The organism is Bacillus sp. FSL K6-2841 (assembly GCF_037976435.1).
GTDB classification, from domain to species: domain Bacteria; phylum Bacillota; class Bacilli; order Bacillales; family Bacillaceae; genus Bacillus; species Bacillus pumilus.
Window position 1 is genome coordinate 3088166 of the sequence record NZ_CP150266.1, and the last position, 17801, is coordinate 3105966.

The following is a 17801-nucleotide window of genomic DNA, read 5'->3' on the forward strand; positions in this document are numbered from 1 at the left end:
GGATATTGTGTCTCCTGAAGGAAGTTTTTATGTCAGGTGAAACGGAGAAACGATACAAAATGGGTCAAAAAAAACCGTTAGCTTTTTTTCGCTAACGGCTCCACAATTCCTTTTTGTATCAACAGATGGAAAATGGATAATATGACAGCCATCCAAATAGCCGTTCCAAAACCATCAATGTTAAAACTGTCACCCATAAAACTTGATGTCATCATAAGTGCAATGGCATTAATCACAAATAAGAACAAGCCTAGTGTGAGGACGGTTACTGGAAGCGTTAAAATGATCAAAAACGGCTTCACTAAAATATTGAGCAAGGATAAAATGATACTAGCCACAATGGCTGCGCCAAACCCTTCAATATATACGCTCCCAAGCCCTGGCAGAATGCCTGAATCAAAATATCCAGCAATGACGATTAAAAGTAATGCATTTACTAAAATACTGACGATCCATCTAAACATTTAGTTAGTGCCTTCTTCCGGAACAACAAAATACCAGATGAAGTAGACTAGGAAAATTGGCATAAATGCTGTCATAAATCCGATGATGACCGTTAAAATGCGAAGCAAGGATGCATCGACACTTAAGTATTCGGCAAGTCCACCAACAACACCCGCTATTTTTTTATCTGTTGCTGAACGATAAAGCTTCTTCATGTAGAATCACTCCTTGTCTGATTGGTGCTTCACTTGTATTGAACCTGTTTTTGTTTCTGCAAAAATGGATATACTGTTCACTGCCTGTTGATTGGCTTTGATCATTTTCTCTTTTTGTAATGTCTCATTTTTCTCTTTAATCATCTCTGCATCAAGCAAATCGTGAGAAATAGACCCAAGATTGCTTTTCAGCTCAGCGGTCACTGCACACACACGCGGGATCTGGACGTCCACACTGCCTGTTGTCGTTTTCGCATAGATGGAACGGCACTTCTCATCAGACAGCTGAACAGCAATATTTCCGTTAAAGCTTTGGGCATCAATTGATTCACTTTTCCCGCGCAGGTCAATAAGCCCATTAATGGTTTCTACTTCAATCATACCACACTCGTGATCCGCCAGTTTAATTTGTCCGTTTGCTGTTTCAATTCCAACCTTTTCCGCCTGTAAAGAGGCAAAAGAGACAACACCATTGGTGGTTTTCGCAGCAAGTTCTTTTGTCTTTAGCTTTTCCCCGCGAATCGGACCATTAAACAGCTTAACCTTGATTTTATCGTATTGGATACGCGGTACATATAAAGTAACATTGACTTTCATTGTCTTCTTTTCGGTCCGGATAAAAAATTTATCCCCTTCGAGGCCGCAGTCCAATTGATTGAGAAATTGCTGTCTTGCCTGCTCTCCGTCTTCTGCACGGTAGATTTTCGCATGGCATTCTGCTCGAATATCGCCATCATCCCAAGGCATCAGATTGAGACTGCCATTCGCCAATTGAATATCTAAGTGAGTGAGTGAGGCGTCTTTGAACTGAAAAATGTGCTCAACGTCGACCGACTGTCCAAAGTTCAAATCAAGATCTACGTCTTTCACCTTTTTCACCGCAGAATCTAACCAGCCAAACAGCTTTGCACCAAGATTTTCGGTACCAGTTCCTTTGCTCTCTGTGCCAGCTTTTTCTTCATGAAAGGTGTGATCAGTCGTTGATTTTTCTAATGAAACAGACGGGCTTTCCTCCAGTTTTTCAAGCAGCGTAATCGCTTCTTTTGCCGATAATGTCCCGTCTTCTACTAATTTTAAAATGCGTTCTTTTTCATTCATACAAAGCCCTCCTACGATTTGATGGATTGAAGTACTTTAATACCTTGAATGATATTCCAAATGACAGAGATCAAAAATCCAATAGCGACTAAAAAGGACAAGATGAGCATCGTGATCACTGGCATGAGTGAGTCACTTGCCTGTGTCGACAATAAAAATGGGATTGACCCAAAAACCAGCAACACGCACGCTGCGACTGGCAAAACATGTGACCATAATGCCCGCAACGCGTGCCGTTTCGGTTCCTTTTGGTCGACTACAAAATATGCCACAATCGGTACAATAAACGGCATAAAAAAGACACTAAAATAACAAATTGATGCAATGATCGACTGATCTCTATTCATATATATTCGCTCCTTCATGATGAAAATTCCTTTCTAACTCATACGTTTATTGCGTATCAAAAGTTTCAAAATCATTCGATTTACATATGACCTTAGACACAAATTACATCTTTTTGCACCTAAGTGTAGATTCTTCACGGATTACCCTTTAAAATATGTTGAAAAGATGGTGATTATCATTATAGGGGGTAATTATTTTGACAGATCATCATAATACTAACCACACGGCTCAAACGCTTTTAGACCTTATACAGAAACAAAAAAGCATGAACAGCGATATGATCAGGGAGCTTGAGACCATTCATCCGTCTCATCCAAAGTATGGTGATATCCGTTATTTAAAAGTACTGCTCGACAGCAGCAGTACGCATATTTTAAAGGATTTAACGCAAATCAGTCATTTAGTGCCAAAGGAAGATGCGCAATAAAACAAAGCCCCCTCTTAAAAGAGGGGGTTTTTTATGATGAAGTCACACTTTCTGTTTCTTTGACCAACTGTTTCATTCGTTTACGGTCACGCTCTAAAACAGGCTTTAAGTATTGACCAGTGTAAGAAGCTTTTTCTTTTGCAATCTGCTCAGGAGTTCCAGAGGCAATGATCGTTCCGCCGCCTGCACCGCCCTCTGGTCCGAGATCAACGAGGTAATCAGCAGCCTTGATAATATCAAGGTTATGCTCAATCACTAGTACCGTATCTCCGTTTTCGACCAAACGCTGAAGTACTTTTAATAAACGGGCAATATCATCCACATGCAAACCTGTTGTCGGCTCGTCTAAAATATAAAGAGACCTTCCGTTTGAACGGCGGTGAAGCTCAGATGCCAATTTCACACGCTGTGCCTCTCCTCCAGACAATGTCGTCGCAGGCTGTCCAAGTGTAATGTACCCTAGTCCAACATCAAAAATCGTTTGAAGCTTCCGCTTAATTTTCGGGATGTTCTCGAAAAATTGGAGTGCGTCCTCCACGGTCATTTCAAGCACATCAGCAATGTTTTTCCCTTTATATGTGACCTCAAGTGTTTCGCGGTTATACCGTTTCCCGTGGCATATCTCACAAGGCACATACACATCCGGTAAAAAGTGCATTTCGATTTTAATGATGCCATCTCCGCGACACGCCTCACAGCGGCCACCTTTGACGTTAAAGCTGAATCTTCCTTTTTTATACCCTCGTACCTTTGCTTCATTCGTTTGTGCAAACACATCCCGCACATCGTCAAATACACCTGTATACGTGGCAGGGTTAGATCTCGGCGTACGACCGATTGGAGATTGGTCAATATCGATCACCTTATCTAATTGATCCATTCCTTTGATTTCTTTGTGCTGTCCTGGCTTCGCTTTTGCTCTGTGCAGTTTTTGCGCAAGTGATTTTAAAAGAATTTCATTCACAAGCGTACTTTTCCCTGAACCAGACACCCCAGTCACAGCTGTAAAGACACCTAGAGGGAACTTCGCATTGACGTTTTTCAGGTTGTTTTCTTTTGCACCTTTGATCTCAATATAGCGGCCGTCAGGCTTTCTTCTTTCGATCGGCAGCGGGATAAATTTCTCTCCAGATAAGTATTGTCCTGTTAAAGATTTCTTGTCCTTCATGACTTCTTCCGGCGTTCCAGCTGAAATTACTTCTCCTCCATGAACTCCTGCTCCAGGTCCAATATCAATCAAATAATCAGCGGCTAACATCGTATCTTCATCATGCTCTACGACAATGAGGGTATTCCCGATGTCACGCATGTTTTTCAATGTCCCGATCAATCGGTCATTATCACGCTGATGCAGACCAATAGATGGTTCATCTAATATATAAAGAACACCTGTTAGCCTTGACCCGATTTGAGTCGCCAGACGAATCCGCTGGGCCTCTCCTCCGGATAGTGTGCCAGCCGATCGGCTCAATGTGAGGTAATCTAATCCCACATTATTTAAGAAGGATAAGCGCTCTTTGATTTCACGCAAAATGAGCTGAGCTATCTGCAAATCTTTCTCAGACAATTCGATTTCACCATATAAATCAAGGGCATCAGAAACAGACAAATCAGTGATTTCTCCAATATGTTTGCCATTGATCAGAACCGCAAGCGTTTCTTTTTTCAGGCGATAACCTTTACATGTCGGACATGGCTGGTTCGCCATATATTTTTCCATTTGCTCACGAATATAATCAGAGCTGGTTTCCTTATAGCGTCGTTCAATGTTACGAAGAACACCTTCAAATTCAATTTCATTTTCACGTACCTGACCAAAATCATTTTCATATTTGAAATAAATTCGTTCAGAGCCGCTGCCATATAAAATTTTATCGAATAAATGCGACGGTATATCTTTCACTGGAATGTCCATGTCAATGCCGTAATGGGTACATACTGCCTCAAGGAGCTGAGGATAGTATTGTGAGCTCTGCGGCTCCCAAGGGGCAATGGCATGCTGTCGTAACGTCAAATCCTTATTAGGAATGACAAGCTCAGGGTCAACTTCTAGTTTAGAGCCAAGCCCATCACAGCTCGGACAGGCACCAAAAGGACTATTAAATGAAAACATTCTCGGCTCAAGCTCACCAATAGAAAATCCGCAGTGTGGACAGGCATGATGTTCACTGAATAACAGCTCTTCTTGTCCAATCACGTCAATCATCACACGGCCTTCACCAAGTCGCAGCGCCGTTTCAAGGGAGTCAGACAGTCGAGCCGCAACGCCTTCCTTCACCACGATTCGGTCGATCACGACTTCAATGGAATGCTTCTTGTTCTTTTCAAGCTCGATCTCTTCTGACAAATCTTCCATCTCTCCGTCGACTCTTACTCGCACATAGCCTTGCTTTCGAATTTGATCAAGTACTTTAACATGTGTCCCTTTGCGACCGGATACGACTGGCGCAAGCACTTGCAATTTCGTTCTTTCTGGATATTCTAAAATACGATCAGTCATCTGCTCAATCGTTTGAGACGTAATTTCAATCCCATGTATCGGACAAATCGGTTTCCCAACTCGAGCATACAAGAGTCGTAAATAATCATAGATTTCAGTAACGGTTCCAACTGTTGATCTAGGGTTCCGGCTCGTCGTCTTCTGATCAATACTAATCGCCGGAGAAAGACCTTCAATGGCATCTACATCCGGTTTATCCATTTGACCGAGAAATTGGCGCGCATATGCTGAAAGAGATTCAACGTACCTGCGCTGACCCTCTGCATAAATGGTATCAAAGGCAAGCGACGATTTTCCTGAACCAGATAAACCCGTGATGACCACTAGCTGGTCACGCGGGATATTCACATCAATATTTTTAAGGTTGTGGGCTCTAGCACCTTTCACCTCTATTCGTTCCATAGCCATCAGGCAATCATCCTTCCGCTTTTAGCTCTAGCAATAGATCTCTTAATTCTGCTGCTTTTTCAAAATCAAGCGCTTTTGCTGCATCTTTCATTTCCATCTCGACCTTTTCGATCACTTTTTCTCGCTCTTTTTTGCTCATTTTTGACAGCTTTGGTGCTGCATTTGTTTCATATTCTTCCGATTCCTCATGTATCTTTGTTGCTTTAATGGCATCTCTAATTTTCTTATGGATGGTTTGCGGAGTAATTCCATATTTCTCATTATACGCCTCTTGCTGCTCTCGTCTTCGTTTCGTTTCTTGAATCGCAATATCCATTGATTTGGTCATTTTATCTGCATACATAATGACCCGGCCTTCTGAATTTCTCGCTGCCCGGCCAATCGTCTGGATAAGGGATCTTTCAGAGCGTAAAAAGCCTTCTTTATCTGCATCTAAAATCGTCACGAGCGACACCTCTGGAATATCCAGTCCTTCACGAAGAAGGTTGATTCCCACAAGCACATCATATTTTCCGAGACGTAAATCGCGAATAATCTCAATCCGCTCAAGGGTCTTAATTTCTGAATGAAGATAATTGACCTTGATTCCGATCTCTTTTAAATAATCTGTGAGATCCTCAGACATTTTCTTCGTCAGCGTCGTCACGAGCACACGCTCATTTTTCTCAACCCGCGCATGAATTTCTCCAATTAAGTCATCAATTTGACCTTCAATTGGACGCACTTCAATAATCGGATCAAGTAAACCTGTTGGACGAATAATTTGTTCCACAACCTCTGGGGTTTTCTCAAGCTCATAAGGACCCGGAGTGGCAGATACATGCACAATATGGTTAATATGCTTTTCAAACTCATCAAAGGTGAGCGGTCTGTTATCAAGTGCTGAAGGCAGACGGAATCCGTGATCAACCAACACTTGCTTTCTTGCTTGGTCCCCATTGTACATCGCGCGGATTTGCGGGATCGTCACATGTGACTCATCGACAACAATCATAAAATCATCCGGGAAATAATCAAGCAATGTATAAGGTGTTGAACCAGGAGGACGCAAGGTCAGATGCCTTGAGTAGTTCTCGATTCCTGAACAAAAGCCCATTTCTCTCATCATCTCAAGGTCATATCTTGTCCGCTGCTCAAGGCGCTGCGCTTCTAGCAATTTCTCATTATCTCGAAGCTTTTCGAGCTGCTCCTCAAGCTCTTGCTCAATATTAATAATCGCTTTTTCCATTTTTTCTTCTCTTGTGACGAAGTGAGATGCTGGGAAAATAGCCACATGTTCACGATCACCGAGTATTTCTCCAGTGAGTGCATCCACTTCACGAATACGTTCAATTTCATCACCGAAAAACTCCACTCTGATACAATGCTCATCACGTGAAGCAGGGAAAATTTCAACGACGTCTCCTCGTACTCGGAAGGTTCCACGCTGAAAATCTATATCATTACGAGAATACTGAATGTCCACAAGCTTACGAAGAAGCTGATTACGTTCAATCTCCATTTCAGTACGTAAAGACAGCACAAGCTCTCGGTATTCCTCTGGCGAACCTAAGCCATAAATACAGGAGACACTGGCAATGATGATGACATCTCTCCGCTCAAATAACGAGGACGTAGCGGAGTGTCTCAGCTTATCAATCTCATCATTGATGCTGGCATCCTTTTCAATAAATGTATCAGTCTGAGGCACATATGCCTCTGGTTGGTAATAATCATAGTAACTCACAAAATATTCGACAGCATTATTCGGAAAAAATTCCTTGAACTCGCTGTATAGCTGGCCGGCAAGTGTCTTGTTATGTGCAATGACAAGTGTCGGTTTGTTCACTTCTTTGATCAGGTTGGATACAGTAAAGGTCTTTCCCGTACCTGTAGCACCTAACAGCGTTTGATGCTGTTTCCCCTGATGGATGCCCTCGACAAGCTTTTCGATTGCCTTCGGCTGATCTCCTTGGGGCTGATAGTTAGAAACTAATTCAAAGCGGTCACTCACATCAAAGCCTCCGTTTCGTTACGAAATCTATCTAATGAATATATTATCATAAAAGAACACAAAAATACGAACTAAAGTTCGGCTCTTACTTGATTTTTATTTCCAATACAGTCATACCCTCTCTTCAATGGCAAATAACCCTCTTACGAAAACCTTCCTTTCAGTATGGAACATTTTGGTGAGAGATATTCGATGAGAAAAAAAAGAAAGCTGCACTCACTAGAATTCGTAAGCACAGCTTAAAAAACGTCATCTTTCGGCCTAACACGCTCTTGATGATGACATCAATGATGTTTTTCAGCCTTTTCTCTCTTTTCAATTTCTTTTTTAGCCATATATAATGCACCAGCTACTAAAGAAATGATATCTAATCCCACAATAAAGTAGGTTTCTGTATAGCCCTTCATGTACGAAGCAAATAAAAGCGCTGCTGTTAATGCAATGCCCACATAATGATTATAAGTAACCTTTGAAAATAAAATAACGAGCAGGAAAGGAAAAACAAGTGCAAAAATGGCTTTTGTAATCACAAAAACCCTCCCTCTTCATGGTCTACTCCCTTGATTATAGTAAAGTTTGGCATATTGAACAATTCACAGTTTTCAATTTCACCTATTTTTCTTTCTGCTCGGAGACTTTTGTTATAGATATAGAAGGAAATTAGTGAGAATGTCCCCTTTGTAAAGATAGGTCTTTCCGTCTTTGACAGTAACATCCAATAAATCCTATGATTAAAATGATAGTGCGCACTATCATTTTAGAAACGATAGAGAGACAGACAAATCATTGGCTATTTGGATAAGGGGGCATTCCCATGTATTCAGTTTTATTTCATGCGGCTGAAGAATCCGCAGCACTCGCAGGGGCAAAAGGCCTGAATTTAATTAAATTAAACAATCACGGACTGCCAGTCCCAGATGGATTTATTATCAAAACCAACAGCTTTTCAAGCTTTCTTTCATATCACAACCTGCATCCAACTGAACAAAACCTTGCTCACCAAATCAAAGAAGCATCGTTTCCTTCTCAAATGGAAGCAGAACTCCTTTCGTCCTTTCAATCATTGCGGAAGACTTATCCCTCAGTTGCAGTTCGATCCTCTTCTGTTGCTGAAGATCTCGAAGGCGCCTCATTTGCAGGACAGTACGAGACCTATTTAAATATCAAAACAAACGAAGAATTCTTACAGGCTGTCAAAGAATGCTGGTCTTCTTATTTTGCAGCGAGAGTGACAGAATATAAGGAAGAGATGGATGAAAACGAGGAAGAGATGCCGCTCATGGCTGTTGTCGTTCAAGGGTTGATTCATTCTGACGTCTCCGGTGTCATCTTTAGCGAGAATCCCGTAACAGGAAAAACCAATGAAATGATGCTGACAGCAAGCTACGGACTAGGAGAAGCAATCGTCTCTGGGCTTGTGACACCAGACACATTTGTTATAGACAAAGAGACACTTTCTATTGAAAAATCACTTGGAATGAAAGAGCTGCAAATTATTCCTTATCAAGAAGGTGTCATTGAACAAGCAGTGACAGAGGAAATGGCTAGTCAGTTTTGCCTGAATGATGACCAATTAGTAGAAATCACGCAAATCACCAAACAAGTAGAAGCACTTTATGGCCATAGCGTGGATATCGAATTTGGAATAGCAAATGGCACATTTTATTTACTCCAAGCCAGACCGATTACCGCAGCCCTCTCAAAAGCAGCAGATGAAACAGCGGGTGCTTCTTTTCAAATGCAGCCAGACGAGCTGCAGGATTTCTGGATCTCAATGGACGATCATATGCCGGGCCCAACAAGTCCTCTCTTTTCAAGTCTGATCATCCCAGCATTAAAAAGCGGTATGAAGAAAAACGGTGAAAAATATCAAGTGCCTGATCTGAATATTAAAGATATCAAGCTTTATAGAGGTCACCTGTATTCATCACCGTCACTGCCTGAAGCGAGTGCAGAAGCTGCACCAGTATTCGATGAGAGTATATTTGAGTTATTTCCGCATTTAAGTGAACGTATGTATGAGATTTTAGAGAAAAATTTCTTTCCCTTTTACGAAAAACTCGATCATAAAATGAATGAACCGTTGACCATTGAAGAAGCCATCATCGGCTTTGAAGAATTAAAGACTTTTTATATACAAGCATATGATGATCATTTTGATATTGTCATACCTCAAGTCATTTTATCGGCTATGATAGAAGACATGCTTGTGACGTATACTGGTGATCAATCACAAGTGATCCTGCTGCATGAGATGATGATAGGCGTGATGAACAAATCTCTTGAAACAGACAAAAAGCTATCTGATTTTGCAAAGAGTGTCCTTCAAGATAATGAACTTCATCAAGCATTTATGAACCATGAAAAGAATCCAGAGCTGCTTGATGCACTCACTCAATCGGAAAAAGGCAGACACTTCATTTCGACAATAAAGGAATTTCTTCAAGTCTATGGCTGGAGATCTGTTAAAAGTCATGACCTTACGGAAGAGACATGGATGGAAAACCCTGAGTTTATACTAGATATCATTAGAAACAACATTCAACACCAAAGTGATTTTGATGAAGAATTTGCACAAGCCGTCATCAAAAGACAAGAGACATATGGACATTTTATGAGCCAAGTGAAGGATGAAGCGTTTAAAACGAAATTTGAGACACTTTACCAATTTGCTCTACAGGCTGCTAATATCCGTGATGATCATCACTTCTACATTGATGCCATGTTAGATGCTAAAGCCAGGGTATACCTATTAAAGATTGGTGAACTTCTTGTACAAAAAGGAGCGATTCCTCATCAAGAAGATCTATGGTACCTCTACGATGAGGAGGTACACACAGCTCTCACAACGTCTACAACATTTAATACAGTCATCGCACAAAGAAAAATTGACATGAAAGATAATGAAGCCATCCAACCACCAGCTTATATGGGCACCCCAACTGAAGCTGAATTGCAGCAAGTGGAAAGAATGCTCGGTTCATTAAGAGAAAATGAAAACAACACAAGCGATGTGATCTATGGAATTGGTGCATCTAGCGGTATTGTTTCTGGAAGAGTAAAAGTCATTACATGTGCTGAGGAATTCTCACAATTTCAAAAGGATGATATTTTAGTTTGCAAAACAACCACACCTTTATGGACGAGCTTATTTAGAGATGCAAAAGCAGTCATCACCGATGCTGGAGGCATTTTGTCTCATTCAGCTATTATCGCTAGAGAATATATGATGCCAGCTGTCCTAGGAACCCGAATAGCGACTGAAACACTTCAATCCGGTGACCTTGTGACAGTAGATGGGAGCAATGGACGCATTCAGATATTAAAACAGCATGCACGTGTCTAACTTTATTGTTTTGGATCATATTGGCGGTCATAGGTTTTATCGGTATACTTACTTTGTTGCAAACACATTCATAACCTGAGGTGAGTATGCTTGTTAAAATCTACAAATCAACGAATCATTCGCGCAACAATGGATTTATTGACTGAAAAGGGCTATCAAAAAACCACAACCAAAGAAATAGCCGCAAAAGCGAATGTCAGTGAAGCAACAATTTTCCGCAACTTTAAAAACAAACGCGGAGTTATTGCTGCCATTATGAAAATGAAATCAACACCGACGAAAACCTTAGAAGCAGAATTCAAAGGCGATTTATACACCGATTTAAAGTTTCTCGGCTCCTATTTCCTTGAGGATTTAACTTCAAAAAAAGAATTTATTTATATCAGCATGCGAGAACCGGCTATGTTTAAAGATCTGACCAGTCATGAAAAAGTTTATCCTCAAGAACTAAGAGAAATGCTGATACAATACTTCAAAAAGATGAGCGCTCAGCATCATGTCTTAAAAGGAAAAGAAGACATTTATGCAGACATTTTCATTAGTACGTATTTTGGTTTTTTTATTCAGCAGCTAGAGCAAGACTTCCAGCTCGTATTAACACAAAAAGATGATTTTATTGAGACATACACACACATTTTCATGAGAGGAATTTCTCCCGCTTAAAGGGTGGAATTCTTCTTTTTTACAAAAGGTGGTATACACATTGAAATTGCAAAAAGAGAGTTTGATCATCTATTCTTTGTTACTAGGAGCTATACTAGTTCCGGTCAACTCAACGATGATCGCAGTCGCTTTATCATCCATATCAACTTATTATGATCAATCCATTTCAAACATTACTTGGGTTGTCACGATTTATCTTATTGTCATGGCGGTCACCCAGCCTATCGCTGGTAAGTTGGGAGATATATATGGGCATCGCCGTATGTATTTAACCGGAGTGACACTCTTTTTAATCGGCTCGATTGGCTGTGCTTTAGCACCTAATCTAGCATTTCTCATCATCTTTCGCTCCATTCAAGCAGCTGGTGGGGCCATATTAACACCGAATAGCATTGCTTTGATTCGTGCAACAGTCTCACCAGAAAAGCTATCTAAAACAATGGGTTACTTTGGATTTGGTGCTGGTATTGGTGCCGCACTTGGGCCTTTTATTGGATCAATTCTCATTCAGAGTTTTGATTGGCATTCCATATTCTTAGTGAATATCCCATTCCTATTTCTTACACTAGTCACCGGTGTTTTACTTATTCCAAAGATAAAGCATACACGTATACATGCAAGAGTAGATATGATCGGTTCATTGTATTTAACCATCGGAATTGCCACAGTCATTCTATGCTCAAAAAGCCAGCTACTAAATGAATATTTAATTTATGGCATTCTAGCATTGATTGTCATTCCTTTATTTTTTAGACATGTACGGAAAGTAAAGAATCCGATCATCGATTTGTCCCTATTTAAAAACAGTTCATTTACAAATGCGAATCTGTCGATCATGCTAAGTAATTTTGTGATGTATGCCATCCTTCTCATCATGCCACTGTTTATGGAACAACAACTTGCCCTTTCTCATACACAAAGCGGTATGATTCTATCGGTATTTTCTCTTTGTATGTCTCTTAGCGGTTTATTAGGCGCAAAACTCCATCCAAAAAAGGGCGCGAAAAAAATGATTCGCTTTTCATTTCTCTGCCTTACTTTATCAGGCATCATGTTAATTGCACTGAGTCAGTACCCAACCTTACCTCTGCTTATCGTGACACTAGTCGCAGGTGGAATTTCATCAGGGATTGGTATGACAAGTATGCAGATGGCTTCTTTAACAGCTGTTGATCAAAGTTTATCTGGTTCGGCCTCTGGTATTTTCTCAACCTTTCGATACTTTGGCAGTATCATTTCGTCGACATTGATTGGTATCATGAGTGGTTTCCAATCTTTATTTATTGTATTAATGGGCGCAGGAATCCTTGGCTTCCTTTTATCCCAACGCGTCAAAACGAAATCTACCTCCCCATCATCTGGGCATTCTGCCTAATGACTCCCTGCGCTCTAAGTCGATTTAGAGCGGGGGAGTTTTTATTATTTTTATCACTGTAAGCTATAACAGGCACAGGAATCAAATATTGAAAATCCTTTTTTTAAAGAGGAAAAAAAACATATGACTAGACAAAAAAGGAACTTTAAATCGGATTGTCCTCATTCATCCACCTAAAATCTGTTTTTCATCTCTTTCAGTATTAATAACTTCGATTTTTTTTCACAATTTTTGTGGTATGCTTTTTGAAAATAGAGGACACAAAGGAGCGGAAGAATGGAACGTGTAAAATATGTTTTGATCTATTTATCAGCTCTATTGTTATTCCTGTCAGGCTGTGGAAAAGACCAGCAATTTACTCCACCTGGCAGCTCTCAATCGATCGCGGTCATCTCTCAATTAAAAAAAGCCTCCTTTTCAATAGTTGATTTACAAAAGAATAAAATGATCTCTTCCGTTGATTTAAAACATCCGCTCACTGATCTTATCCAAATCAACAAAGACGTCATCATCGCAACTAGTAAAGAAGGAGAATCGCTGATTGAGATTAATTTAAAAAAAGGTACAGCAACAGATTATATGGATGTGAATAAAGGGCTGACTTCCCTTACATATGATGCAGCTTCTCACACCTTAATTGCAGCGGATTCACAGAAAAGTGTCGTTTATTTTATTGATACGCAGCGTAAAAAAATAAAAGCAACTGTAAAGACCGGAAAGTTACCTTCTTCTATGACACTTTCTCCGTCAGGTACTTTATTTGTTTTGAATGCAGAAAGTCATACTGTCTCTGTCATAGATATTGAGAAGGAAAAACAGATACGTACGTTCTCTGTACTTGAACGACCTTCTGGTATTCATTTTGATGGACAATCCATTTGGATCGGTGGTCACGGTAAACCAGGCACCTTAAATAAAAGCATTTTTGCTTACGACCCTAAAACAGGTAAAAAGCAGCGAGAAATAAAACTAGGCGTTATGCCTGTTGCATTCTTTTCAGAGAAAAACTCTTCTACTTTATATGTTCTTTGTCATGGAGATCATACGCTATACAAAGTAGATACAGAGACGAATAAGCAGCTTGCTTCTGTTGAAACTGGTCAAAATCCGAATTATATCACCGCTGATACCACATCAATATATGTGAGTAACTTAGATGACAATTCAGTATCAATTATCGATAAACATACATTCATGATGAAAAATCGACTGAATGTCTCATCAGGACCTTATGCTATCGTGTTGGAGGAAAAGAAATGAAAGAACAAATGCATATTTTAATCGTAGACGATGAGTTCGATATGCTTGAGTTAATCGGATCCTTCTTAAAAAGACAAGGCTTTCACATCATCACAGCTAATAATGGAATGGATGCCTTACGTCAGCTTGAAAAGGAACCCGTTGACCTTGTAGTACTAGATATCATGATGCCTGACATGGATGGATTTGAAGTCTGCCAGCGTATTCGGCAAACATCTCAAATCCCCATCTTATTCTTAACAGCTAGAAGTTATGAGGAGGATCGAATTAGAGGTTTAGAAATTGGTGCGGATGACTACATCATGAAGCCTTTCAGTCTACGTGAGCTTGCAGCAAGAATTGAAACAACTTTGAGACGAATTAGAGGTCTTTCGCTAAAGCGCAGCCGCATACAGTTTGATGACATGGAGATTGATCAGGATGGTAGACAAGTCTATATCCATCAGGAGCCCATTAATTTAACTAGAAGAGAATTCGATTTGCTCATGTTTCTTTTACTCAATCAAGGCCAAGTGTTTTCACGAGAACAGCTCTATCAAAAACTGTGGGAATCACATTCTACGAGCGGATCTTTACGAACAGTCGATACACATATCAAAACGCTGAGACTGAAATTAAAGGGAGCGGAACGGCATATAAAAACCGTTTGGGGTGTCGGCTATAAGTTTGAGGAGGAAGAATGAAGCCTTTATCTATTAAAAAGAAGGTGCTCTTCTTAATCCTTGTAGTGACCGGAATCGTTGCTGCCTCAGCTCTTGTCCTCACCTATTACTTATACCAGCACTTATATGTTGATAAACAGATTGATTCCTTAAGTTTACAAGGTAAAAAGCTGGCACAAATCTATCATAAACACGGGAAAGATACGTATTTTACCGATAGAATAAAATGGGCTAACGATTCGAGTCAGGCGAACATTATTTTTACAGATGATCCAATGGAGCTTTCCAGTGGTCTTCCTTTTGATACGAACACAAATGATAACCTCATCACGTTCAAGGAACGCCAAAAGCTCCTTCAAGGGGATACTGTCGTGTTGATTAGAGAACACTCTCAGTTTCATCAAGATATTCTTGGCATCGCCATCCCTGTTTTCTCAAACAAAGATGAGCTATCAGGGACAATTTTTCTATCCATGCCCTTATCGGATGTATATGAACCCTTTGTCCAAATCAGATTGACACTTGGCATATCTATTTTATTAATCCTGATCCTGATTTTCTTTATCGGATATAAAAGCTCCAATAAAGTCGTTCGGACAATTAATCAGATGAAAGAAATTGCTATGGAAATGGAATCTGGTGATTTTTCAAAACGGATGGCTGTGACCAAAAACGGAGATGAGTTAAACCAACTGAGCCGCTCTTTTAACAAACTGTCTTCTACCCTTGAAAAAGTTGAGCAGCACCGCAGGGAATTTCTTGCGAATGTCTCTCACGAACTTCGGACTCCGCTAAGTTATATGAAAGGATATGCTGAAGGTATTGAAGAAGGGATCATTGATCAAAAAAAAGGAATGCACATCATCCAGGATGAGGCCGCACGTTTAAGCCGGCTTGTGCATGATCTTTTAGACCTTGCGCAGCTAGAAGGAGATTCTTATCCCCTAACGATGGAGCCAATCGTCTTTGCTCAGCTGATTCATGACGTTCTTGATCAAATGGCATTTATCGCTAATCAAAAGGGCATTTATCTGAAACGGACACTTGATGAAGATTGTATTGTGTATGGCGATAGCGATCGGCTGCAACAAGTGATTCGTAATTTACTGGATAACGCCATTCATTACACTCCCTCTGGAAAATCGGTCTCGATTGAATTACTAGTTCACCAACATAAAGCTGAATTGAGAGTGACAGATGAGGGCAACGGTATTCCAAAAGAAGACCTTCCACATGTTTCTGAGCGGTTTTACCGAGTAAATAAGGCGCGTACGAGAAAAGATGGCGGCTCAGGCCTTGGACTAGCTATTGTCTATCAAATCATGAAAAAACATCATGGCACGTTCGATATTCAATCTGAGACAGGATGCGGTTCGACAGCCATCATCCAGCTGCCAAATACTCCAATCGATGAAGACCTGCCTATGATATAACCAAATAAACTTTGTAGGTAAGGTCATCCGTTTAATCCATATATACGCATCAGTCGCCTAAATTTGAACAGCTATTTTCAGTCCCTTTTTGATCATCTGCTTTTATGTATCAATTTCTTTCAAAAGGTGATTCGGTACTTTAGTTCAAACAATAAAACTACATTAAAAAAGCGTGCGAGACCTTCTTCAAAAGTCCTGCACGCTTTTAAATTAAACAGCTGTTTCAAACCGCTTTCTATTGATGAAGAAAGAAAGCGTGATGATGAGATAGATCCCCATTGTGACCATGGTTTGGACAATTGGAGTCGTTGATACTACACCGATAAAAATGGCAATGATCGCAATGACAGAAAACCATGTTGTGAAAGGATACAGCTTGACGCGATATCCTCCTGGTGCTGCTACACTTCGAGACTTTAGATGCCCGACAGCAATAATAAACCAGATGAATAGGACTGTATAACTTAAAGATCCCATTAAATAATTAAAGGTTTGACTTCCTACAAAAAGAGAGATTAATACAGCTGCATACAAAGTAGATGTACATACTAGAATCGCTCTGACTGGCACCTGCTGTTTCGACAGCTTCGAAAAGCCCTTCCATACACGGCCATCCATTGCCTGTGTAAATAGTACCCTTGAAGAAGCATACAGACCAGAGTTCATAGAAGACAAGATCGCTAATAAAATAATCCCGTTCATGATATCACTTGCATATGGCACACCAATCGTTGCAAACACTGTGACGAATGGGCTCACTTGTTCATTGTTTACTTGATTCCAAGGAATTAAGCTGACGATGATGAAGAACGGAAGTACATAAAAACCGATGATTCGTACAAATGTACTTTGAATGGCTTTTGGGATGACTTTTTCAGGGTTTTTCGTTTCTGCTAATGTAACCCCAATCATTTCAGTTCCGCCATATGAATACACGACCACCAGCATTGCCGCAATTAAGCCGCCCGTTCCATTTGGGAAAAATCCTCCGTGGTCGGTTAAGTTGGATAATCCCGGTGCTGCATGCTGTCCGAATGAGACAAACAGCATCGTTAACCCGATGATAATAAATAAAAGAATGACAGCAATTTTAATAGAAGCTAACCAGTACTCTGTCTCAGCAAACATTTTGACTGAACAAACATTGATCAATGTCACAACAAGTGAAATGATTAACACAAGTGTCCAAATTGGTACTTGTGGGAACCAGTACTGAATAAAAATAGCAGACACGATCGCTTCTGCTGCAATGTTCAACACCCACATTTTCCAATATATCCAGTCTAAGAAATAGGCGGGGTATTTGCCTAACACAGGTTCAATTAAATCACGGAATGTTCTAGCGCCAGGTCGTGCAACTGTCATTTCGGCAAGTCCTTGCATAATAAATAATAAAATAAGACCACCAATCATATATGCCAAAATGACAGCAGGACCCGCGATATCAATGGCAGAACTGCTTCCTTTAAACAGACCAGCACCGATGGCTCCTCCAAGTGCGAGCATCATGATATGCCTTGACGTCATTGTTCGTTTTAACTGTACATGTTCCTTTTCCATTTTCTATAGCTCCTTTAAATTTGAATCTTCAGACAAATATAAGATAAAAGCATATAAAAAAGGCCAGTC

The 17801-nt window shown here is 40.3% G+C and carries 15 protein-coding genes; 7 read left to right on the forward strand and 8 right to left on the reverse strand.

From position 1 onward, the window contains the following. Positions 1 to 77: 77 nt before the first annotated feature. The 4 genes from MHH68_RS15885 to MHH68_RS15900 are packed head-to-tail and all read right to left on the reverse strand — an operon-like array spanning position 78 to position 2104. A complete protein-coding gene (locus tag MHH68_RS15885) occupies positions 78 to 464 on the reverse strand; it encodes a phage holin family protein (RefSeq protein ID WP_339164029.1) in 387 nt (128 codons plus the stop codon). Further along, positions 465 to 659: a PspC domain-containing protein gene (locus MHH68_RS15890; protein WP_044139369.1), complete on the reverse strand. Its 195-nt coding sequence runs from the start codon at positions 657 to 659 to the stop codon at positions 465 to 467. 6 nt (positions 660 to 665) lie between these two features. Next, positions 666 to 1757 carry a DUF4097 domain-containing protein gene (locus MHH68_RS15895; protein ID WP_339164031.1) on the reverse strand — a complete coding sequence of 364 codons (1092 nt, stop codon included), beginning with the start codon at positions 1755 to 1757 and terminating at the stop codon, positions 666 to 668. Between the two features lie 11 nt (positions 1758 to 1768). Next, positions 1769 to 2104 carry a hypothetical protein gene (locus tag MHH68_RS15900; protein WP_012011387.1) on the reverse strand — a complete coding sequence of 112 codons (336 nt, stop codon included), beginning with the start codon at positions 2102 to 2104 and terminating at the stop codon, positions 1769 to 1771. Positions 2105 to 2301: 197 nt separating this feature from the next. Here MHH68_RS15900 and MHH68_RS15905 point away from each other — a divergent pair, with 197 nt between their 5' ends. Continuing rightward, positions 2302 to 2532 carry a hypothetical protein gene (locus MHH68_RS15905; RefSeq protein WP_058013592.1) on the forward strand — a complete coding sequence of 77 codons (231 nt, stop codon included), beginning with the start codon at positions 2302 to 2304 and terminating at the stop codon, positions 2530 to 2532. A gap of 31 nt (positions 2533 to 2563) precedes the next feature. On the opposite strand, the gene uvrA is transcribed toward MHH68_RS15905, so the two are convergent. The 3 genes from uvrA to MHH68_RS15920 all read right to left on the reverse strand — a co-directional run bounded on the left by uvrA (position 2564) and on the right by MHH68_RS15920 (position 7963). Further along, positions 2564 to 5440, reverse strand: coding sequence for an excinuclease ABC subunit UvrA (uvrA, locus tag MHH68_RS15910; protein ID WP_144461734.1), 2877 nt, complete (start codon positions 5438 to 5440; stop codon positions 2564 to 2566). A 7-nt stretch (positions 5441 to 5447) separates the two neighbouring features. Further along, a complete protein-coding gene (gene uvrB, locus MHH68_RS15915) occupies positions 5448 to 7433 on the reverse strand; it encodes an excinuclease ABC subunit UvrB (protein ID WP_044139364.1) in 1986 nt (661 codons plus the stop codon). Positions 7434 to 7717: 284 nt separating this feature from the next. Then, positions 7718 to 7963, reverse strand: coding sequence for a CsbA family protein (locus tag MHH68_RS15920; RefSeq protein ID WP_012011392.1), 246 nt, complete (start codon positions 7961 to 7963; stop codon positions 7718 to 7720). Between the two features lie 284 nt (positions 7964 to 8247). Here MHH68_RS15920 and MHH68_RS15925 point away from each other — a divergent pair, with 284 nt between their 5' ends. The 6 genes from MHH68_RS15925 (at position 8248) to MHH68_RS15950 (ending at position 16172) form a co-directional block, all read left to right on the forward strand. Then, positions 8248 to 10779, forward strand: a complete 2532-nt coding sequence (locus MHH68_RS15925) for a PEP/pyruvate-binding domain-containing protein (protein ID WP_339164035.1) — start codon at positions 8248 to 8250, stop codon at positions 10777 to 10779. A 90-nt stretch (positions 10780 to 10869) separates the two neighbouring features. Further along, positions 10870 to 11442, forward strand: coding sequence for a TetR/AcrR family transcriptional regulator (locus MHH68_RS15930; RefSeq protein WP_058013588.1), 573 nt, complete (start codon positions 10870 to 10872; stop codon positions 11440 to 11442). Between the two features lie 40 nt (positions 11443 to 11482). After that, a complete protein-coding gene (locus MHH68_RS15935; protein WP_339164037.1) occupies positions 11483 to 12817 on the forward strand; it encodes an MFS transporter in 1335 nt (444 codons plus the stop codon). A 276-nt stretch (positions 12818 to 13093) separates the two neighbouring features. After that, positions 13094 to 14077, forward strand: a complete 984-nt coding sequence (locus MHH68_RS15940; RefSeq protein WP_339164039.1) for a YncE family protein — start codon at positions 13094 to 13096, stop codon at positions 14075 to 14077. Next, positions 14074 to 14760, forward strand: a complete 687-nt coding sequence (locus MHH68_RS15945; RefSeq protein WP_180310026.1) for a response regulator transcription factor — start codon at positions 14074 to 14076, stop codon at positions 14758 to 14760. The genes MHH68_RS15940 and MHH68_RS15945 overlap by 4 nt, the downstream gene beginning before the upstream one ends. Then, entirely contained in the window at positions 14757 to 16172 is a 1416-nt protein-coding gene (locus tag MHH68_RS15950; RefSeq protein WP_339164044.1) for an ATP-binding protein, read from the forward strand. The genes MHH68_RS15945 and MHH68_RS15950 overlap by 4 nt, the downstream gene beginning before the upstream one ends. A 210-nt stretch (positions 16173 to 16382) precedes the next feature. On the opposite strand, the gene MHH68_RS15955 is transcribed toward MHH68_RS15950, so the two are convergent. Continuing rightward, positions 16383 to 17732, reverse strand: coding sequence for an amino acid permease (locus MHH68_RS15955; protein WP_169055779.1), 1350 nt, complete (start codon positions 17730 to 17732; stop codon positions 16383 to 16385). Positions 17733 to 17801: the final 69 nt, after the last annotated feature.